Source organism: Methylobacterium sp. NMS14P (assembly GCF_028583545.1).
Classification (GTDB): Bacteria; Pseudomonadota; Alphaproteobacteria; order Rhizobiales; family Beijerinckiaceae; genus Methylobacterium.
In genome coordinates, this window is record NZ_CP087106.1 from 3,627,489 (window position 1) to 3,648,574 (window position 21,086).

Genomic DNA, 21,086 nt, shown 5'->3' on the forward strand with positions numbered 1-21,086 from the left:
GCGACCGCGCCCTGTCCCGACGCGTCGCCCCATGCGGGGCCGGCCGCCGGCGAGCCGCTCACCACCGGTATGAGAGGGTCCCGAACACGTTGCGCGGCTCGCTGTACCGGCAGCCGTTCACCGTGACGCAGGTGACGTAGGAGTGGTCGAGGACGTTGCGGGCGTTGATCTGGGCGCGCCACCCCTTGAGGCTCGGGTCGGCCACGCCGAAATCGTAGAGCGCCACGAGGTCGAACAGGGTCGCCGCGCGCGTGTCGAAGGTCGCGCCCGAGATGTTCGCGCTGCCGACGTAGCGCACGCCGCCGCCCAGCCGCAGGCCCGGGATCCCGAGCACGCCCATGTCGTAGGTGCCGAACAGGCCGGCCTGGTTGTAGGGCACGAGGTCGAGGCGCTGGTTGAAGTTCGCCGCCACCGTGGTCCGCGTCTGGCGGGCGTCGGTGTACGAGTACGACGCCACCGCCTCCAGCGGGCCGAAATTCGTCCGCGCCTCGGCCTCGAAGCCCTGCGAGCGGACCTGCCCGGCCTGCGTGCTGAAGACCGGGTTGACCGGGTCCGCCACCAGCGCGTTCGTCTGGTTGATCCGGTAGACCGCGGCGCTGAGCAGGGTGTCGGCGCCCGGCACCTCCCAGCGCAGGCCGCCCTCGTACTGCTCGCCGAGCGACGGCTGGAAGGGATTGCCGTTCCGGTCGGTGACCGCGAAGGTCTGGAAGGACTGGCTGTAGGACACGTAGGGCGCCAGCCCGTGATCGCCGAGATAGAGCAGGCCGAGCCGCCCGCTGAAGGCGCTGTCGTTCTGATCGAGCTGCGTGCCGGTGCGGTAGGTGAGGACCTGCGTGCGCGCGAAGTCCTGTCGACCGCCGGCCAGGAAGATGAAGCGGTCGAACCTGACCTGATCCTGGACGTAGAGGCCGACCTGGTCGAGCAGGCTCTTCGAGCCGGTGTTGATCGCGTAGTTGATCCGCGGGTAGGTCAGGCCGTAGACCGGGGCGTAGACGTTGAGATTGCCGACGGTGCCGCTGGTGTAGCGCTCCGAGTTCAGGAAGCTGCGGTAGTAGTCGATGCCGGTCAGCAGCGTGTGGGCGGTCGGGCCGACGACGAACTTCGTCTCGAGCGAGGTGTCCGACGCCACGCCCGTCGCGTTCTCGTTGCGCATGCTGATGCCGCGCGTCGCAACCTGCCGGTTCGCCAGCAGCCCGTTCGGGAGCAGGTAGTCCCAGTCGACCCCCGACTGGTAGTAGCGCAGGGCGTGGCGCAGCCGGACCGAGTCCGAGAAGGCGTGGTCGATCTGGTAGCCGATCGCGCCCGATCGGGCATCGTAGCGGTCGAAGGCGGGCTCGCCGTAGAACCGGTCGATGGCGAAGCGGGGGAATTGCCCGTTGGGCAGCAGCGTGCCGACCGCCGAGAGCGGCGGCTGGAAGCGCGTGTGGATCTCTTGGTAGTAGCCGAGCAGCGTGACCGAGGTCGCCGTCGACGGCCGCCACGTGATCGCGGGCGCGATGTAGCGCTTGTCGTCGGGCGTGAAGGCGAGATAGCTGTCGCTGTTGCGGATCAGCCCGGTCAGCCGGTACGACCACACGCCGTCGTCGGTGAGCGGTCCGGTGAAATCGCCCGAGACCTCCTTGCGATTGTTTTGGCCGAAGGTGACGTTCATCTCGTTGAACGGCGTCTGCAGCGGATGCTTGCTGACGGCGTTGACGATGCCGCCGGGCGAGAGCTGGCCGTACAGGATCGACGCCGCGCCCTTGAGGACCTCGAGGCGCTCCAGCCCGTAGGGCTCCTGCGTCCCGTCATAGACGCCCGATTGCAGCTTCAGGCCGTCGCGCAGCAATCCCGAGTTGCCCGCCTCGACGGTGAAGCCGCGGATCGTGAAGCCGTCCGACACCTTGGCGAAGCCGCCCACGGCCTGGCTGCTCAGGCCGGGCGTGTAGGCCAGGGCCTCGGCCAGCGTCGAGGCCCCCTCGTCGCGGATCTGACGGGCCCCGACGACGTTGATCGTCTGCGGCGTCTCGATGATCGGGGTGTCGGTCTTCGTGCCGGACGCGCTCGCCTTGGCGACGTAACCGTTGACCGGCCCGGTCGCCGGGTTGGGCGACACTCCTCCCTGTCCGACGACCTGGATCTCGTCGAGGGTGACAGCAGTCTGCCCGCCGCTCACCGGCTGCGCGGCCAGTTCGTCGGCGGGCAACGAGATACCGACGGCCGCCGACAGCAGGAGCGGCCCCCAATACGGGAGGCGCTTCTGCGGTCGATCGGACGGAGCGGGGGCGAAATCGACGCACATGCAGGGAACTCTTCGGCGCTGCAGCCGCCGCGGTCGGATTCGGCTGGACGCATCCATCTGCGCGCCCGCGATACACGAACGCAATAGGTTGCAGCAGCTTGCGAGCCTATAAGTCTAGTCTCGTTGCAGATCAGCGACAAAATCGACGTGTAATAATTCTAAATTGCTCATTCTTCCCGCCCACATCGCGCCGGCGGGAACGTGCGATATTGTGAGAAATAGAATTGCGCCCAACCGTGATGTCGAATTATCCACTCACGCATCGCGGGATCGCAGAGATGTAGAGCACGTTCATCATCCTCTGAGATCGTGAACGCGCGCGGCACGCTGGAGAAGCCCCAGGAGATGCTGCCATCTGGCTCGACCGGCCATCCGGGCCGAGCCGATTGCGAGGCCACTGCATGGTAGCGACCGTGAGAAGCCTGAAGGCGGGATCCGGCTAGCTGACCGGCGCGCGCGGCCGGGAGCCCGACGAGTGCGGCCTGGGCCGTGACGATGCCTCAATGTCACGGCAACGCTGGCGCATCTTCTCATCGTGCAGGAGCACGGCGCCCCGGATCGGCAGCGAGCCGCATCGGGCGGGAGGGGTCCGTGGAGGCAGAGCGGCGCTATTCTCTCGGCGGCCTCGCCTTCGGCGCTGGCGTCGCCGCGTCCGGCCGGGCGCTCGGTGCCGACGGCCGGCGAAGCGCCTCCGTCCTCCGCAACCCTCGTCCGCGCGATTCCGCCCAGGGTTGGCGCAGAGGAGGCCTTCTCTGGGCACCGTTGCAAGGCCGCTTTCGGGAAGAGCCGATGCCCGTCCGATTGTCCGGGTTGGGCCGGTCGGAGCTCATCGGCCTTTCCGGCGGACCTGCTCCGAGGCGGACCAGCTGCTTCCGGCCGCGTCCGCCGCAACGCATCGCTCGACGGGGCCGCTCAAGTGGGTGGATCTCCCCCGGTCCGCTTACGGGCGGCGATGCATGGAGGTGGACAGCGTCGCCCGGCGCGCGCACGACAGTCCTCGACCCTTCGGAGGATCTGCTCCTCGGCGGCATGGTCGGCCCCGAACAGGGCTGTCGCACCGCGCCTGAGACGTCCAACCGACCTCGGCATCGCTGGCGACATCTGGTCAGCCATCGAGGACAGGAGCCTATCAACGGACGCGAGATCGAGGCAGTAGCCGTCACCCGCGATGATTTCGCCCCGAGTATCGGCCAGGATCAAACCGCCACGGTTCTGAACGTAAGACTGATGCCAGCGTGACCTCGACAGCTTCAGGCCGAGGCGCTTCGCCCGCCGCCGCATCTGAGCCAGTCGGAGACTGTCACGGTCGGTCGGAGCCAGGTCAATGCGGTGCACGTCGACCTCTCGCGTCCCCGCCGCGACGACTGTGGCCCACCATGCGGCAGATCACAGCCGTCGTGTCCTCGCGGGAGCCCGGCGTCGGGACACGGAGCCGCCGGAGGTAGCGCCGTTCACCAGCGGTAGATCAGGCTGCCGATGACTCTCGCCGGTTGGTTGAAGTTGCAGAAGCCGAACGAGCAGGTCGTGTAGTTCCGGTCGAAGATGTTGTAGGCGTTGACCTGCGCCCGGAAGCCCTTGTACTTCGGGTCGAGCGCGGCGAAGTCATAGGCGACCAGCGCGTCGTAGAGCGTGACTGCGGTGTTGCGAACGGTGTTCTGATCGTCGGCGAAGCTGGATCCGATGAAGCGGATGCCGCCGCCGATCTGCAGGCCGCGCAGGGCCGAGGAAGGCGGGAAGGCATAGGTCAGGAACGACGCGTAGGTGTCGCTGGGGATGCCGGACACGCGGTTCCCGGCGATCGACTGACCGGTGGCCGAGACCGAGTTCACGAACCGGATGTCGACATGCGTGTAGGCGATCGTCAGGTTCGTGCCCGGCGCGAGGTTGGCCGTGGCCTCGGCCTCGAAGCCCGTCGAGCGCACGGCGCCCCCGGCGGTCTGGAATGTTAAGTTGCCCGCGTCGGGGATCAGGATGTTCGACTGGTTGATGTCGAACCCGGCGAACGCCGTCTGGATGTTCGTGCCGGGGATCAGGTACTTGACGCCGGCCTCCATCTGGTCGCCCGTGGCGGGCTTGAAGGCCTGCCCGTTCCGGTCGAGGCCCACCTGCGGCGTGAAGGTCGTGGCGTAGCTGGCGTAGGGCACCAGCCCCGGTGCCAGGACGTAGCCCAGGCCGACCCGGCCGGTGAAGGCGCTGTTGTCCTGACGGGAAACCGCGCTGTCCGGCGTGGCATAGTTGTTCTGGAAGACCCAATCGTGGCGCCCGTTGAGCGTCAGGATGAAGTTTCCGAACTTGGCCTGATCCTGCAGGTAGACGCCGATCTGGTCCTGGGTCTGGCGCGACGCGGGCGCCAGGGGGGGCGTCGCGATGAACTGCTGACCGTAGTTCCGCGTCACGAGGTTGAGGTCGGGAGCCAGCCCGAACCCGAAGCGCGCGCTGAGGCTGTACCGGGCGTAGTCGACGCCGCCGACCACGGTGTGCGCGACCGGACCGGTGGCGAAGCGCGCCTCCAGCTGGTTGTCCAGCGTCTGCTGCACCAGACCCTCGCGAATGTAGCCGGTGTCGCGCGTGCCGATCGTGCGCGCCTCGTTGATGCTGTTGATGTCGACGTACTTGCCGCTCAGGAACAGCCCGTAATGCCGGAAATTCTGGCGGAAAACGAGGTCTGGCGTGATGAAGTGCTCGAAAGCGTAGCCGACCCGGTACTGTGTCTGATCGAGGCCGATGAAGCGTGGATCGCCCTGGTAGAACTTGGACACCCGGAAGCCCGGGTCATTGTAGAAGAACGTCGCCGCCGGCGTGTTGGTGACCTGGAACTCGCTCAGGAACGTGAACGTGGTATCGGCCGACGGCTTCCAAGTGAAGGCGGGAGCGAGATAGAGCTGGTCGTCGGTCGTGCCGAGACCGATGAAGGTACCCGCCTCGCGGCGCACACCGGTGAGGCGGTAGGCCATGGTGCCGCCCGAACCCTCGATCGGACCGCCGACGTCGAAGTTGCCCTGGAAGCGGTCGAAGCTGCCGGCCTGGAACTGCACCTCGCCGAACGGCACGAAGACGGGACGCTTGGTCGTGATGTCGAGGATGCCGCCAGGCGAGCCGAGGCCGTAGAGGCCGGAGGCGGGGCCGCGCAGGATGGTGAGCGCCTCCGCGCCGTAGGGCTCGCTTTTCGGGAAGGCGAAGCCGGTTCCGATCACGCGCAGCCCGTCCCGGTAGATCCCCTGGTTGGTCAGCACGTCGAAGCCGCGGATGAAGATCTGATCGAACCTTGGATCGAAGCCGGACCGGGCGGAAACGGCGCCGGGGACGTAGTTGACCGCGTCGGTGAAGGTCTGAACGTTGCGGTCGTTCAGCTGCTCGCGGGTGACCACCGACACCGATTGCGGGACCTCGATCAGCGGTGTGTTGGTTTTCGTTGCGGTCGTGGCAACCCGGGCGGTGTAACCGGTGATCCCGGACGGACCGCCACCACCGCCACTGGTGGTTGCCGTGCCGCCGTCGCCCGCACTGACGTTGAGGCCGCCGGAGCCGGTCGGGCCGGGGGCGGAACTGCTGGGCGCCGCCGCCTCGACCGAGATCTCGTTGAGCTGAACGGCGCTGTCCTGCGCCCTCGCGGGGCCGGCCAGAGCAGTGGTCGCGAGAAGGATCGTGAGGAAGGAGGAGCGATACGACATAGATCACGCTGACGAGCGCCTTCGGCGGCGCAGTGCCTCCGTGTTCGCCGTTCACGGATCGTTGAGCAAGCCGAAAACGTGTTATAGATCACACACTTACAACGGTTCAAAACTGAATTTGTTCTAAGGTAGGGATTATCGGGCGCGGTTTGACCGCACCGGGAACGGCCTGGATGGCCTGATCCGCGCGCGCTCCGTCGCCATCACCCTTCAGCCAGGCGCGCCAAGTCTCGAGGACGCCTGATCTCCGATTGCCGCCTCGAGCCGCCGCTCCGAACGGCGACCGATCGGCAGGGTTCGCGAGTATCACTCCGGTTCTCGAGAAGCGGACACGAGGCGCCCGGCGTTCAAGCCCGGCCCAGGTGACGGGCTCGAGTCGTCTTCCCCAGGGCGGTAGACACGCTGCTACGCTTGGACCCCGCCGACGTTGAGCGAGCGCCCACGCTCGCCGACGGATCGCCGACAGTTTGCAGCCCAGAACCGCTTCGGCATGCTAGGGTGCGCGACGGGATGTACCTCCGCTCGGCTGGGAGAGCGGGTCGCTTCCCGTGCATCCGTCGAGGGCTCCAGCTATGCTGCGTCGAAGCTTTCTCGCGGGTGCCGCCGCGGCGGGCGCTGCCCCGCTCCTCCCCGCCCGACCCGCGCTCGCGCAAGGCGCTCGCCAGCGGACCCTGCGCTTCGTGCCGCAGGCGGATGTCACGATCCTGGACCCCCTGACGACGAGCGCCTACGTCACGCGCAACCACGCGCTGCTGGTATTCGACCAGCTCTACGCCGTCGACGGCGATCTCAGGCCCCAGCCGCAGATGGTCCAGGGCCACACGGTGGAGGACGATGGGAAGCGCTGGACCTTCCGTCTGCGGGAGGGTCTCAAGTTCCACGACGGCGAGCCGGTGCGCGGGCGCGACTGCGTCGCCTCGATCCGGCGGTGGGCCCCGCGCGACAACCTCGGCCAGTTGCTGCTGGCGCGCACCGACGCGATGGAAGCCCCCGACGACCGCAGCTTCACCATCCGCCTCAACCGGCCCTACGGCCTGATGCTGGAGACGCTGTCGAAGCTCGGTCCCCCGGCGCTGCTGATCCTGCCGGAGCGGCTGGCCGTCCTCGATCCCAAGCAGCAGCTCCCCGAGGTCGTCGGTTCGGGCCCGTTCCGGTTCAACGCGCGCGAGCGCATCATCGGCGCCCGCGTCGTCTACGACCGCAATCAAGACTACGTGCCGCGTGCGGACGGGCCGGTATCCGGAGTGGCCGGGCCGAAGCGGGTGCACTTCGACCGGGTCGAATGGACGACCATGCCCGACCCCAGCACGGCGGCGGCCGCACTCAAGAACGGCGAGGTCGACTGGTGGGAGAACCCGATCAACGACCTGCTGCCGACGCTGGGAACCGACCGCGGGATCGTCACGCCGCTCGCGGGCCGGCTCGGGACGATGGGCACCGGGGTGATGAACCACCTCCACCCCCCCTTCGATAAGCCGGCAGTGCGGCGCGTGCTGCTGGAGGCACTCTCGCAAGAGGACTTCATGACCGCGATCAACGGCACGGATCCGAACCTGATCCGTACCGGCGTCGGTCTGTTCGCCCCCGACACGGCGATGGCGTCCGACGCGGGGCTCGACGCGTTGACCCGCCCGCGCGACCTGGAGCGGTCGAAGCGGGACCTGATCGCGGCCGGCTACGCGGGCGAGCGCGTCGTCCTGTTGGCGGCGGGCGACCTGCCGCGGCTGGCCGCGATGGGCGATGTCATGAACGACCTGCTCCAGCGCATCGGCGTGAACGTGCAGCACACCGTCTCGGACTGGGGGAGCATGGTCACCCGCCGGGCCAGCAAGGCGCCTCCGGACCGGGGCGGCTGGAACATCTTCTGCACCGACTGGTCCGGGTTCGACATGCTGAACCCGGCGGTGGAGCAGGTGCTGCGCTGCGGCGGCGTGCAGACGGGCTTCTTCGGCTGGCCCGACCTGCCGCGGATCGAGGCGATGCGGGGGGCGTGGATCGAGGCGCCGGACGAGGACGGCCGCAGGAAGATCGCCCACGATATTCAGGCGCTGGCGATGCGGGAGGTGCCCTACCTGCCCCTCGGGCAGTATCTCAGCCGGACAGCCTATCGGAACGATCTCCAGGACGTGGTCAAGAACCTGTCCGTGTTCTGGAACGTGCGCCGAACATCCTGAAGATGCACGATCATAGAATTCGATGTTGCTCTTACTGGCCGTGCGATCCGGCCAGGAAATTCCCGGATCGGCGCGAGAACGTACTCGAGATTGATCGCGATCACAGGGACGCGTAGATCTGACCCTGCGCACGTACCGGTAAATCGGCATGGCTGTGCCATGCTCCCGCGTCCGGAATCCGGATTCCGAGCGCAACCGGGCTTCCCAGCCCCGGGCTGGGGTCCTGTCGGAGGGAGACCAGCATGTCCGACGACCGCTACCACAAGAAGGCGCTCGGCGACCGCCCGCTCCATCCCGAGACGCTGATGCTCGGCTACGGCTACGATCCGGCCCTGTCCGAGGGTGCGGTGAAGCCGCCGGTCTTCCTGACGTCGACCTTCGTCTTCACCTCCGCCGAGCACGGCAAAGCCTTCTTCGACTACGTCTCCGGGCGGCGCGAACCGCCGGTCGGCGAGGCGGCGGGGCTCGTCTACTCGCGCTTCAACCATCCGAACAGCGAGATCGTCGAGGATCGGCTGGCCGTCTTCGAGGAGGCCGAAGCCGCGCTGGTCTTCTCCTCCGGCATGTCGGCGATCGCCACAACGATCCTGGCCTTCGCGCGGCCCGGCGACGCGATCCTGCACTCGCAGCCCCTCTACGGCGGCACCGAGACGCTGATCGCCAGGACCCTGGCCGGGTTCGGCATCGCGCCGTTCGGGTTCTCGGACGGGACCGACCCGGCGAGCGTGCGCGCCGCGGCCCACCGGGCGGCGGACGCGGGACGCGTCAGCGTCGTCATGGTCGAGACCCCCTCCAACCCGCTCAACACCCTCGTCGACCTCGGCCTTGTCCGCGCGGTCGCCGAGGAGATCGGTGCCCGGCAGGGCGGCGCAACGCCGGTGGTGGTCTGCGACAACACCCTGCTCGGGCCCCTCTACCAGCACCCGCTGCGCGAAGGCGCCGACATCTCGGTCTACTCCCTGACGAAATATGTCGGCGGCCACTCGGACCTGATCGCCGGCGCCGCCCTCGGCTCGGCGGAGCGGATGAAGCCGGTGCGGCTGCTGCGCTCGGCGATCGGGACCGGTCTCGACCCGCATTCCTGCTGGATGCTCGGGCGCTCGCTCGAAACCCTGTCGCTGCGGATGAGTGCCGCCAACCGCAACGGCGAGATCGTCGGCCGCATGCTGGCGGCGCACCCGAAGGTGGCGCGCCTTCACCATCTCGCGCATCTCGAGCCCGGATCGCGGCAGGCGCAGGTCTACGCCAGGCAGTGCGCGGCGCCGGGCTCGACGTTCTCGTTCGACATCGTCGGCGGTGAGGCCGAGGCGTTCCAGGTTCTCAACGGCCTCCAGTTGTTCAAGCTCGCCGTCAGCCTCGGCGGAACCGAGTCGCTCGCCAGCCACCCGGCCTCCACGACCCATTCGGGCGTGCCGAAGGCGGTGCGCGACCGCCTCGGGATCACCGACGCGACGATCCGGGTGTCGATCGGGATCGAGCACCCGGACGATCTGGTCGCCGACCTCGCCGCGGCTCTGGCCGTCCTCGGCTGACGGCGCTCAGGCCGTGACGGCCGCGCGACCTCTGCGCCGCCTTCGAACCGCCGGCGCCGAGCCCGACGCGCACCTCACCGCGCCGGCTCGGCCGCGACACCGGCGACGGCCGCCCAGCAGCCGGAGACCGCACGTTAACGACGCCCCAGCTTTCGTACGGTCGCCGCACGACATGACGGGGACGGATCTGAATTGGGACTGCGCGGAACTGGTCAGCGCAGGCCTCGCTTCGTAGTGTCTCGCCGCGAAACGCGACGGGACGACCGACGAACCCATGAATCCCGCAACCGGTACACAGTTCGACCCGCGGAGCGGCGCTCCGGCCACCCGCGTGGCCACCGTAACCTTCGACCCGCAGGTCAAAGGTCTCACGTGGCTGGCGCTGAAGGGCTTTCTGCTCTCGGTGGTGACCTTCGGCATCTACCGGTTCTGGTACGTCACCAACCTGCGCCGCTATTTCTGGGAGCGCACCGCGCTCGACGGCTCGCCCGCCGAGTATACCGGCACGGGCAAGGAGCTGTTCCTGGGCTTCCTCGTCGCGCTCGCCATCCTGGTGCCGATCTATGTCGCGCTGTTCGCGGTCTCGCTCGTCGCGCCCGCGCTCGCGCCGTTCTCGGTGGTGATCTCCTTCGTGTTCCTGTTCCTGCTGGGGCAGTTCGCGATCTACCGCGGGCGCCGGTACCGGGCGATGCGGACGCTCTGGCGCGGCATCCGCCTCGGGCAGGACGGTTCCGGTCTCGCCTACGCGGCGCGCGCGGGCGGTTGGTGGCTGCTCACGCTCGTCACCTTCGGCCTGGCCTTCCCGTTCATGCGGGCGAGCCTGGAGCGCTACCGCATCGGCCACACCCTGATCGGCACCAGCCGGATGCACTCGACGGCGCGGGGACGCAGCGTGCTCGGCCCCTGGCTTCTGCTCTACGTGGTCGGGCTCGGGCCGCTGATCGGGCTCGGCATCGCCCTCCTGTTCGCCACGGATTTCTCACTGCCCGCGGACCTCGTGGTGCCGAAGCCCGGCGGCAAGGCCGGCGAGACGATCCTCAACCCCGCCTACGCGGCCTCGAAGATCGGCGTCATCCTCCAGACGACGGGCTTCGTGGCCGCGATCTGCGTGCCCGCGGCGCTGCTGCTGATCCCCTATTACCGCGCCCGCGAGACGCGGGCGTTCATGGCCGCCGCCGGCCTCGGTCAGGCCCGCCTCGCCTCGAGTCTCAAGGCGCGCCAGTTCTACTGGCCCTACCTCGTCTACACGCTGTCGCTCCTGGGTTTCCTGGTCGTTCTGGGCCTCGTCGCGGCCCTGCTGATCTTCGCCGCGCGGGCGGCGGGTGATCTCAGCATGCTCCACTGGCTCGTCGTCCTCATCTACCTCGTCGGCGCGCCGCTCTTCGCGGTGCTCTACGTGCGCGTGGTGCAGGCTCGGCTCTGGGCGGCGGTCGCGACGAGCACGACGGTGATGGATCCCGAGGCCCTGGAGACCGTCCTCGCCTCGTCCCGCGGCGCCGGCAGCGGCCTGCAGGAGGGCCTCGCCGACGCGCTCGACGTCGGGGGCGCCCTCCAGATCGGCTTCTGAGATTTGACCCGCGCTTCCGAGGCGACCGACACGGCGCCGATCGAGGTCGGAGGCCGCTACTTCGACGGCGTCAGCGCGCGGGCTCATCCCGTCACGCTGCGCCTCGACGACCGCTTCCGCGTCTCCGGGCCGGACGTCGCCCGGGACTGGAACCTGCTCGACCTGCGCGCCGCCGTCTCGGTGCCGCCGCTGATGCGGATCGGTCCTGCCGACGAGCCGGTCCGCGTAGAGTTCTCGGACGCGACGCTCGCCGCGGCGCTCGCCGCGCGCTGCCCGGACCTGCGCCGTCGGGAGCGTTCGGGCGGCACGATGCGGCTCGTGCTCTGGTCTCTCGCGGCGGGTGTCTCGGTGCTGCTCGTGGCGATTTTCGGCGTCCCGCAGGTCGCGGGCCTGCTGGCCCCGCTCGTGCCGGACGCGGCCGAGTCGCGGCTCGGGGCGTTGGCAGAGCCGCAGGTCCTGCGGTTCCTCGGCAGCCCGCCGGCCTGTGAGGAACCCGCCGGGCGCGAGGCGCTCGGCACGCTCGTGGCCCGCCTCGTCGCGGCCGGCCAAGTGGAGGGCTCCCTGCCTCCGAACCTCGCCGTGAGCGTGCGCCGGCACGGGACGGCCAACGCCTTCGCCCTGCCGGGCGCCCGCGTGATCGTCCTCTCCAGCCTCATCGCGCGGGCGCGATCGGCCGACGAGGCCGCGGCGGTTCTGGCGCACGAGTTCGGGCATGTCCGCAGACGGGATCCGACCCGCTCCCTCATCCGGGCATCGGGCACCTCGTTCCTTCTGAGCCTCGTCCTCGGGGATCTGACCGGCTCGACCATCATCATCGCGCTGGGCGACGCGGTGCTCTCGGCCGGCTACAGCCGCGACGCCGAGCGGGCGGCGGACGCCTACGCGGTCGACCTGATGACCCGCGCGGGCGGCAACGGCGCGGCGCTCGCCGACATCCTCGAGCGCATCGCCAAGGACAAGCACGACGGGAAGAGCGACGTGCTGGACCTGCTGCGCAGCCATCCCTTCACACGCGAGCGCGCGGCCGCGATCCGCGCCCAGGCGGGTCCTGCGGCGGCCCAACGGCAGATCCTGTCGGGCGCCGCGTGGACCGCGCTCAAGGGCATCTGCGGGACGGGCGCGACGACGGCCGAGCCCTAGCCCGGCCCTGCGGTCACGATCAAAGGCCGCCAGCTGCGGAAGCGCGGTCGCCGGCGAGCACCGTCCGCCTCCGTCGGCCCCGACCTGCCGAGCGCCTTGCCGGTATACCGAGCAACGGATCGCTGTCGGATTGCCCGTCCCCCGCCTCCGCGACGGGGGCACCCGAGGGGGCGCGGGCGTTGTGACGGCCCGGGCGCCCGGCTCAGGCCGCCCGAACCCAGACCGCGGTGTCGTGGAAGGCGGCGCCGTCGTTGGGCGCGGCCGGCGCGGACCCGATCAGGGTGTTGATGCCCCCGTCCCCGCCCGTGAAGGCCGCGCTCGGCCACAGGCTCTCGATCACCACCACGCCCGGCTGCTGCCCCTCGGCGAGCCGCGCGTGCAGCTGGACCCGGCCGCGGGCGTTGCCGACCTCGACGGCGTCGCCCGTGCCGATCCCGAGCCGCGCGCCATCGGCCGGGTGGATCAGGCAGGTCGGCCGCCCCTCGCGGCGGAGCGACTCCGGCACGTTGGTGAACGTCGCGTTGAGGAACTGGCGGGCCGGCGGGGCGATCATGCGGAACGGGTGCTGCGCGTCGGCGGGCTCGGCCTCCGGCCAGTGATCCGGCAGGGCCGGCATCCCGGCCGCGCGCGGTCCCAGTGCCGCCCAGTCGGGGGCGAAGCGGAACAGTCCGTCGGGATGGCCGAACCCGTTCAGGAAGTGGCTCGCGGCGAAGTCCGGCTGCGCGTCGATCCAGCCCTCCGCCTCCAGCCTGTCGAGGCCGCCCCAGCCGGAGCGCGCGAGGGTCGCGTCGGCGAGGTCCCGGGCGCTCAGGCGGAAGCCCGCGTGCTCCGCGCCGAGCCGGGCGGCGAGCCCGGAGAGAAGCGCGTGGTTCGAGCGGCACGCGCCCGGCGGCTCCAGGATCGCGGGCCCGGCCTGGATGTGGCTGTGGCCGCCGGCGCCGTAGATGTCGTCGTGTTCCAGGAAGGTCGTGGCCGGCAGCACGAGGTCGGCGAGCGCGGCCGTCTCGGTCATGAACTGCTCGTGGACGGCCACGAACACGTCCGGCCGCGCGAGCCCGGCGCGCACCCGGGCGCTGTCGGGCGCGGAGACCGCGGGATTGGCCGACTGGATCAGCATGGCGCGGACCGGCGGGCCGCCCTGCAGGGCGTCGGGATCGTCGGCGAGCACGGCGCCGATCCGGCTCATGTCGAGCTCGCGCACGCCCGGCGCCCTGGCGTCGAGACCCTCCGTCAGGGTCTTGTCCCAGTTGAAGATCGCGGCGTGCTGCCAGAGGGCGCCCCCGCCCTCGTGCTGCCAGGCGCCGGTGACGGTCGGCAGGCAGGTCACCGCGTGCAGGTTCACCGCGCCGTTGCGGCTCCGGGTGAAGCCGAAGCCGCAGCGGATGTAGCTGCGCGGCGTGCGGCCGTAGAGGGCCGCGAAGGCCTCGATCGCGGCGGGCTCCAGGCCGGTGATCGCCGCCGCCCATTCGGGCGTGCGCGACGCCAGGTGCGCCTCCAGCGCGGCCGTGACCTGCGCGTGGGCCGCGAGATAGGCCCGGTCCGCGTGACCGTCGCGGAACAGGACGTGGAGCACCGCGCAGGCCAGCGCCCCGTCGGTGCCGGGCCGTGGCGCCAGGTGGAGGTCGGCGGCCGCCGCGGTCCCGGTGCGGTACGGATCGATCACCACCAGCTTGGCGCCCCGCGTCTTGCGGGCGCGGCTGATGTGGGTCATCGCGTTGACCTGCGTGCTCACCGGGTTGCCGCCCCAGACAACGATCAGGTCGGAGAGCGCCATCTCGCGGGGATCGGGGCCGGCGATCCGGCCGACCCCGGCGCTCCAGCCCGCGATCGCGACCGCCGTGCAGATCGTGCGCTTGCGCCGCGAGTAGCCCATCACGTGGGTGAGCCGGTGGATGCCGTCGCGCTGGACCAGGCCCATGGTCCCGCCCGAATTGTACGGCCAGACCGCCTCCGCGCCCCAACGGTCCGCCGCCTCCGAGAAGGCCTCGGCCAGCCGGTCGAGCGCAGCGTCCCAGGAGATCCGGCGCCACGCCCCGCCGCCTTTCGGGCCGACGCGCTCCATCGGGTGGAGGATCCGGTCCGGGTGGTGGACGCGCTCGCCGTAGCGGCTGACCTTCGCGCAGATCACGCCGGCCGTGTAGGGATTGTCGCCGCCCCGGACCGAGACGACGCGCCCGTCCGCGACTTGCACGTCGAGGCTGCAGGCAGAGGGACAATCGTGCGGGCAGACGGTCCGGACCAAGCGACGAACTCCCGTGGCGCCAGCATGGGGAAGCAAGGACCGTGCGGTTCTGGGCCTTCGGCCGGAGGATCGCAAGGCGTGTCGCCACCGGTCCCTCGGCGCAGGGCGCCCGACATCGCCGACAGGGCGCCGATCACCTGGACCGCCTCGGCCACGTGCGTCGCCGCGGAGGCGACCTCGCCGCCCTCACCCGCGCAGGGTCCGCGCGCGCCCGCGGACCGCAGGGGATGCTCGCGGCGGAAAGGCTGCGCGGCCGCGGAGCGCGCGCTTAGCTCACCGCGTCGAGGGACGTCTGCGCGATGCGGAACGCGAGCTGCTTGAGGGCGACCGCGCACGCGTTGGTGACGTGGAGGCGGGCCAGTTGCTCGGCCTTCGCGGCGTCCCGGGCCTGGAAGGCCGCGACGAGGGCGTCGATCTCGGCGAGGCTGTGCGGCAGCCGCTCGGGATGCATCAGGGACGTCGCGCGCAGCAGGTTGATCCGGGAGTAGAAGCCGCGAAGGGTCTCGCGGACCAGATCGTTCCCGCAATGGCTGAGCATGACGTCGTACAGGATGCCCTTGGCGCGCAGGACACAGTCGGTGTCGCCGGAGCCGGCAGCCTCGCGCAGGTCCGCGGCAGCCCGGCCGAACTGCTGGATGGCGGCGTCCGTGGCCTGGGTGGCGAATTCGTGCGCCGCGTAACCCTCCAGCACGGCCCGCAGCGCGTAGAGCTGCCGGGCCTCCTCCACCGAGATCGAGGCCACGACCGGGCCGCGATGCGGCACCGTGTGGACGAGCTTCTCGGCCTCGAGCCGGCGCAGGGCCTCGCGCACGGAGGCGCGGCTGACGCCGAGCCCCTCGCACAACTCGCGCTCGATCAGCCGCTCGCCGGGGGCGTAGACGCCGGACGTGATCGCCTCGCGGACGGCGTCCTCGACCTTTTGCCGGAGCGTGTCAGGCTGGATGGCCCTGATCTTGTTCATGGGTGGGTGTTGGGGGATCGCGGCTGGGCCGAACGGGTGACACGGCGCGGCCCCGGGTGGCAAGGCGTGCACCGGAGCGCGTCCGTCAGCCCCGGCCCCGCGCGGCCAGCTCGTCGCGCAGGATCGGCGCGGCCAGCTCCGCGCCGTGCATGCCGATCAGGCTGACGATCTCGAGAAACTCCATGAGCTCCTCCTTGGTCGCCCCGTAGCCGAGCGCGTTCTTCATGTGCATCTTCAGCCCCGGCACGTAGAGGTGCGTCGCCGCCGCGTCGAAGGCGCAGTAGACGAACTCCTTCATCTTCGGCGTCAGCACGCCGTGGCGCCAGGGCCAGGCCGAGAAGTCGAGATAGCCCTCGAACAGGTCGGGATCGAGCTCGAGGAGACCGTCCCAGAACGCGTGCCAGTAGCCCCGGTCGCGGGTGAAGTCGGATTTCAGCTGCTCCTGCCGCGGCGTCAGCGGCGCGGGGCCGCTCCGCTCGCCGGCCTCCTCCAGCACCTCCAGCAGCAGCGGCACGCCGATGTTGCAGGCGTGGATGCCGAGCGTCGCCGTCAGGGCGAGCACCTCCGTGATCTCGTCGACCGTCGCGCCCGCGTCGAGGGCGTTGCGGATCTGGCGGCGGGTCCCGGGCGCGTAGAGGTGGGTCGCGGCCGTCGCGGCCGAGAGCGCGATCAGGGCGCGGTCCTTGGCGCCGAGATGGTTCTTGCGCACGGGGACCATCGCCAGCCGCGCCCAGGCGTCGAGGAAGCCCGGGGCCAGCTCGGCCAGGGCCGCCTGCTCCGCGTCCCAGTAGCCGAGCTCGCCCTGGACGGTGTGCCGGAGGCTCTCCGGGCTCGGCGCGGGCCCGGTCATGCCGTGGCTCCGGCGTAATCGGCCTCGACCACTTCGTCCTGCCAGTCGGTCTTGCCGAGCGAGATCGCCGTGTGGAGCAGGTAGCTGTCGGCGGCCGCGCCGTGCCAGTGCCGCTCGTCCGCGGGGATCCAGACGGTGTCGCCCGCCCGGATCGGCTGCGCCTGCTGGCCCGCGACGCAGATCCAGCCCTTGCCGGCGGTGACCTGCAGGATCTGGCCCTGCGCGTGCGCGTGCCAGAAGGTCCGCGCGCCGGGCGTGAAGAAGACGTTGTTGATCATCACGCCGCCCGTCGACGGCATCACCGGGTCGGCCCAGACCTGCCCGGTGAAGGTCGGCCCGCGGCTCTCGGACTTCGCGCTGCTCTCGCGACCGTGGAAGATCTGCATCGTATCCTCTCAGTTCTCGTGTCGGTTGCCGTGGAGCCGGACACCGCCGGAGACGTCGCCGATGGCGTCGACGACGCGGTTGGAGATGACGTCGCCGTAGCCGAGCGCCGTGGCGAGGCCGAAGCTCGCCATCGGGCCGGACGCGTTGAGGGAGGCGACGCCGAGCTCGTGCAGGAGATCGGTGTAGAGCACGACGTCCTTGGTCATCAGCTTGCCGGTCAGGCCGCCTTCCAGGTAGTCGCCGTCCACGATCTTGGGGAAACGGTTCAGCGTCGCGAAGTTGACGCCGCTGGAGGCGTTCAGCACCTCCAGGAGCCGGTGCAGGTCGAGTCCGGCCTTCCGGCCCGCGACCATGACCTCCGCGGTGGCGGCGAGGCTGACCGCGTTCAGGAAGTTGTTGAGCAGCTTGGTCGTGTGGCCGGCGCCGGAGCCACCCATCACGACGACCTTCTGGGCGATCGGCGCGAACACCCAGCCCAGCCGGTCGATGACGGCGGGATCGCCGCCGACCATCAGGGTCAGCGTGCCTTTCTCGGCCGCGGCGGCGCCACCGGAAATGCCCGCATCCACGTAGGCGACGCCGCGCTCGGCCAGCGCCGCGGCGATGCGGCGCGTCGAGCTCGCCGCGGCCGTGCTGAGGTCGACGACGATCTGCCCGTCCCGGCAGCCCGCGAGGACCCCGCCCTCGCCGAGCACGACGCGCTCGACCACCTTGCTGTCGGGCAGGGACATCAGGACCACGTCCGCTTCACCGACGACCGCGGCGATCGAGGCCGCGTCCGTCGCACCCCAGCGCGAGGCGGCCTCCCGGTCGGTGTCGAAGCCGACCACATCGATCCCCGCCCCGGTCAGGCGGCGGGTCATGCGGCCGCCCATGTTGCCGAGACCGATGAAGCCGATCCGGTTCCCGTTCATGCTGCGTCCTCCGCGCGGCGTCCGGCTCAGTGGCCGGTGCCGAAATCGACGTCCTTGGTCTCCGGCCCGATGAGGGCGCCCACGGTGCCGATCAGGCCGCCGACGATCAGCAGCGCCACGGGCGTCAGCGCGAGCGGCATCAGCGCGCTCAGCCAGTCCATGTAGAAGGCGTAGAAGGACGGGATCACCACCGAGAGGCTGAAGCCGATGCCGAAGCCGGTGGCGCGGACATCCGTGGCGAAGCGCTCGTTGATGTAGGTGACGATGACGCCCCAGGGCGAGGTCACGATGACCGCCAGGAGGCTGACCAGCAGCACGCGGGTGCCGAACGCCATGTCGGGCGTGACGGTCAGCGTGTAGAGGATGTACGCGCCCACCGTCGCGATCAGCGGGCCGACGATCACGAAGAACCGCCGGCGGCCGATGAGCTGCCCCAGCAGGCCGGAGCCGATGTAGCTGAAGAACAGGATCGTGTAGCAGATCATCAGCGTCGCGGTCAGCGCGAAGCCGTTGAGGTGCAGGGTCTTCACCAGCAACCCGGTCGGCATGTAGATCGTGATGATGTTCTGCGTCGTCCAGAAGCCGGTCATCAGCAGCAGGACCTGCAGGAGGTCGCGGCCGCCCTTCCCGGAGAACAGGCCCGCCATGGGCGATGCCTCGGCCTGTTCGGCCCCGGCGGCCTCCTTCTTCCAGACCTCCGATTCCGAGACCTTGTGGATGTAGTAGAGGGCGAGCAGACCGGCCAAAGCGGCGCCGACGATGAAGGGGATGCGCCAGCCCCAGACCGTGTAGGGCGACCCGGGCCCGTCGAGCGGGAACAGGTAGAACATCAGCATCGTGATGAGGTTGATGCTGACATAGGCGGCCGGGAAGCCCGCGATGATCAGGCCGCCGACGAAGCCGCGCTTGTCCTTCTTGGAATACTCGATAGCGAGCGGCATCGCGCCCGTGTAGCCGCCGCCGAGGAAGATCCCGTCGAGGAAGCGCAGCAGCACCAGCAGGATGTACGAGGCGAGACCGAGCGTCTCGTAGCCCGGCAGCAGGCCGATCAGCAGGGTGATCACGCCGAACCCGGCCACCGAGTAGATCGAGGCGGCCCGGCGCCCGACCTTGTCGGCGATGAGACCGAAGATCAGGGCACCGATCGGGCGGCCGAGCAGAGTGGTGATGAACACCAGCGAGGCCAGCACCGTCTCCATCTGGGGAGACAGGTTCTTCGGCTGGAACATGAACATCACCGGCGCCAGCGCGACCACCGGCAGGTAGATGTCGAACATGTCGATGTATTCGGAGAAGAACGCGCCGCGGATGGCGCTCTTCCGCTTCTCCTCGATCGACTGGGACGCGGCCGGGCGCGCGCCCGCCGTGTCCGTTGCCAAGGCCGCCGACGTGACCGACATGGCGTCTCCCTCCCTGTTCGTCTGCCGCGCAATTTTCTGACTGCGTCGGACCTGGGCGCGGGTGCGGGCTCAGCGCCCGCTGGCGTGCTCTCTGTCCCAATCGGCGATCGCCGCGGAGGCGGTCCGGAAGGCGGCCAGGGCCGCCGGGGCGCCGCAATAGACGAGCGCCTGCATCAGCACGGCCTGGATCTCGTCCTTGGTCACGCCGTTGTTGAGCGCGCCTTTAACGTGGACGCCGAGCTCGTGGTGCTGGTTCATCGCGGTCAGCATCGCGATGTTGAGCATGCTGCGGGTCTTGAACGGCAGCGCCTCGTCGCCCCAGACCGCCCCCCAGCAATACTCGGTCACGAGCCGCTGGACCGGACGGTTGAACGCGTCGGCATTGGCCCAGGACTTCTCGACATGGGCGGCGCCGAGGACGGTCTTGCGGTTCTCGAAACCCTGGCCGAACAGCTCGCTCTCGTCGGACATCTGGTTCTCCTGGTCGGGGCCGTCGCGCGGAGGCGCCGGCCGCATCGCGCGGGACGGATCAGTCGAGGCCGAAGCCGATCATCGCCTTCGTCTCGAGGTATTCCTGGAGACCGGCCTCGCCCCATTCCCGGCCGTTGCCGGACTGGCGGTAGCCGCCGAAGGGCGCGTGGACGTCCGGGGGCGGGTAGTTGATGTGGACCTGCCCGCCGACCAGCCGCCGCGCCACGGCGCGCGCCCGGTCGCGGTCCCGCCCCTGGACGTAGGCGGCGAGCCCGTAGCGCGAGCCGTTAGCGATCGCCACGGCGTCGTCCTCGCTGTCGTAGGCGAGGATCGACAGGACCGGGCCGAAGATCTCCTCCCGCGCGATGGTCATGTCGGGGGTCACGTCGGCGAAGACCGTCGGGCGGACGTAGAAGCCGCAGTCGAGGTGGTCCGGCCGCTCCGGGCCGCCGACGACGAGCCGCGCACCCTCCGCGATGCCGGTGCGGATCAGCCCGACGACGCGCTCGTACTGGGTGCGGTTGACCACCGGGCCGAGATCCGTCTCGGGGTCCGCGGTCGGGCCGAGCCGGAAGCCGGCCGCCGCCTCGGCCGCGATGGCGGCCGCCTCGTCCATCCGGGCCCGGGGCACGAGCATCCGCGTCGGGATCGAGCAGGACTGGCCGGAATTCGTGCAGCAGGCCGCGACGCCGCGCCGGACCGCCTGGTCGAAGTCGACGTCCTCGAGCAGGATGTTGGCGGACTTGCCGCCGAGCTCCTGCGCGACGCGCTTGATGGTCGGGGCCGCCGCCCGGGCGATCTCGATTCCGGCGCGGGTCGATCCGGTGAACGAGACCATGTCGATCCCCGGATGCGCCGCGATCGCGGCGCCGACGCCGGGGCCGTCCCCGTTCACGAGGTTGAACACGCCCGGCGGCACGCCGGCATCGTGCAGGACCTGCGCGAACAGCATCGCGCTGACGGCCGAGTACTCGCTGGGCTTCAGCACCATCGTGCAGCCCGCCGCGAGCGCCGGGGCGATCTTCACGACGATCTGGTTGATCGGCCAGTTCCAGGGGGTGATCAGGCCGCAGACGCCGATCGGCTCGCGCCGGATCCGGGTGGTGCCGCGATCCTCCTCGAAGGCGAAGCGCTCCATCACCGCGATGAGCGCGTTGAGGTGCACCGGCCCGCGCGCCGCCTGCCCCTTGCGGGCGAAGCCGATGGGCGAGCCCATCTCCTGCCGGATCGTCTCCGCGAAGATCTCGAACCGCTCCTCGAAGAGCGCGAGGATCCGGCGCAGGAGCGCGACGCGTTCGGCGGGCGCCGTCTCCGAGAAGGCCGGGAAGGCGGCGCGTGCCGCGCGCACGGCCCGGTCGACATCCTCGGCATTGCCGAGCGCGAGGGTGCCGAACGCCGTCTCGGTGGCGGGGTCGATCAGCGGGAACGGCCGGGCCGCAGCCGGCTCGACCCAGGCGCCGTCGATGTAGAAGCGGCTTAGGTCCGGGAGCGCCATC

Annotated in this window: 14 protein-coding genes; 4 read left to right on the top strand and 10 right to left on the bottom strand. The window is 70.2% G+C overall.

The window, feature by feature from the left end; all coding sequences use genetic code 11:
- Positions 1 to 58: 58 nt before the first annotated feature.
- Together LOK46_RS17295 and LOK46_RS17300 are read right to left on the bottom strand one after the other, a co-directional pair.
- Positions 59 to 2,281 carry a TonB-dependent siderophore receptor gene (locus LOK46_RS17295; protein WP_273559138.1) on the bottom strand — a complete coding sequence of 741 codons (2,223 nt, stop codon included), beginning with the start codon at positions 2,279 to 2,281 and terminating at the stop codon, positions 59 to 61.
- Between the two features lie 1,451 nt (positions 2,282 to 3,732).
- The gene (locus LOK46_RS17300) at positions 3,733 to 5,952 is read right to left on the bottom strand and encodes a TonB-dependent siderophore receptor (protein ID WP_273559140.1); all 2,220 of its coding nucleotides are present in this window, start codon (positions 5,950 to 5,952) and stop codon (positions 3,733 to 3,735) included.
- A gap of 572 nt (positions 5,953 to 6,524) precedes the next feature.
- Here LOK46_RS17300 and LOK46_RS17305 point away from each other — a divergent pair.
- The 4 genes from LOK46_RS17305 (at position 6,525) to LOK46_RS17320 (ending at position 12,365) form a co-directional block, all read left to right on the top strand.
- A complete protein-coding gene (locus tag LOK46_RS17305; RefSeq protein WP_273559142.1) occupies positions 6,525 to 8,126 on the top strand; it encodes an ABC transporter substrate-binding protein in 1,602 nt (533 codons plus the stop codon).
- Between the two features lie 242 nt (positions 8,127 to 8,368).
- Positions 8,369 to 9,658 (top strand): cystathionine gamma-synthase family protein, encoded by a 1,290-nt coding sequence (locus LOK46_RS17310; protein WP_273559144.1) that lies wholly within the window; start codon positions 8,369 to 8,371, stop codon positions 9,656 to 9,658.
- Positions 9,659 to 9,932: 274 nt separating this feature from the next.
- Positions 9,933 to 11,225 (top strand): YjgN family protein, encoded by a 1,293-nt coding sequence (locus LOK46_RS17315; protein WP_273559146.1) that lies wholly within the window; start codon positions 9,933 to 9,935, stop codon positions 11,223 to 11,225.
- A 3-nt stretch (positions 11,226 to 11,228) separates the two neighbouring features.
- A complete protein-coding gene (locus LOK46_RS17320) occupies positions 11,229 to 12,365 on the top strand; it encodes a M48 family metallopeptidase (protein ID WP_273559148.1) in 1,137 nt (378 codons plus the stop codon).
- Between the two features lie 202 nt (positions 12,366 to 12,567).
- Here the strand turns inward: LOK46_RS17320 and LOK46_RS17325 are convergent, their stop codons facing one another.
- The 8 genes from LOK46_RS17325 to LOK46_RS17360 all read right to left on the bottom strand — a co-directional run bounded on the left by LOK46_RS17325 (position 12,568) and on the right by LOK46_RS17360 (position 21,085).
- Positions 12,568 to 14,607: a molybdopterin-containing oxidoreductase family protein gene (locus LOK46_RS17325; protein ID WP_273559150.1), complete on the bottom strand. Its 2,040-nt coding sequence runs from the start codon at positions 14,605 to 14,607 to the stop codon at positions 12,568 to 12,570.
- Between the two features lie 268 nt (positions 14,608 to 14,875).
- The gene (locus LOK46_RS17330; protein ID WP_273559152.1) at positions 14,876 to 15,568 is read right to left on the bottom strand and encodes a GntR family transcriptional regulator; all 693 of its coding nucleotides are present in this window, start codon (positions 15,566 to 15,568) and stop codon (positions 14,876 to 14,878) included.
- An 85-nt stretch (positions 15,569 to 15,653) separates the two neighbouring features.
- Entirely contained in the window at positions 15,654 to 16,418 is a 765-nt protein-coding gene (locus LOK46_RS17335) for a carboxymuconolactone decarboxylase family protein (RefSeq protein WP_273559154.1), read from the bottom strand.
- Positions 16,415 to 16,804: a cupin domain-containing protein gene (locus LOK46_RS17340; RefSeq protein WP_273559156.1), complete on the bottom strand. Its 390-nt coding sequence runs from the start codon at positions 16,802 to 16,804 to the stop codon at positions 16,415 to 16,417. Before LOK46_RS17340 ends, LOK46_RS17335 begins: the two co-directional genes overlap by 4 nt.
- A 9-nt stretch (positions 16,805 to 16,813) precedes the next feature.
- Positions 16,814 to 17,719: an NAD(P)-dependent oxidoreductase gene (locus LOK46_RS17345; protein ID WP_273559158.1), complete on the bottom strand. Its 906-nt coding sequence runs from the start codon at positions 17,717 to 17,719 to the stop codon at positions 16,814 to 16,816.
- Between the two features lie 26 nt (positions 17,720 to 17,745).
- Positions 17,746 to 19,119 (bottom strand): MFS transporter, encoded by a 1,374-nt coding sequence (locus LOK46_RS17350; RefSeq protein WP_273559160.1) that lies wholly within the window; start codon positions 19,117 to 19,119, stop codon positions 17,746 to 17,748.
- Between the two features lie 69 nt (positions 19,120 to 19,188).
- Positions 19,189 to 19,590 (bottom strand): carboxymuconolactone decarboxylase family protein, encoded by a 402-nt coding sequence (locus tag LOK46_RS17355; RefSeq protein ID WP_273559162.1) that lies wholly within the window; start codon positions 19,588 to 19,590, stop codon positions 19,189 to 19,191.
- Positions 19,591 to 19,648: 58 nt separating this feature from the next.
- Complete coding sequence (locus LOK46_RS17360) at positions 19,649 to 21,085, bottom strand: aldehyde dehydrogenase family protein (protein ID WP_273559164.1); 1,437 nt, start codon at positions 21,083 to 21,085, stop codon at positions 19,649 to 19,651.
- Position 21,086 lies beyond the last annotated feature (1 nt).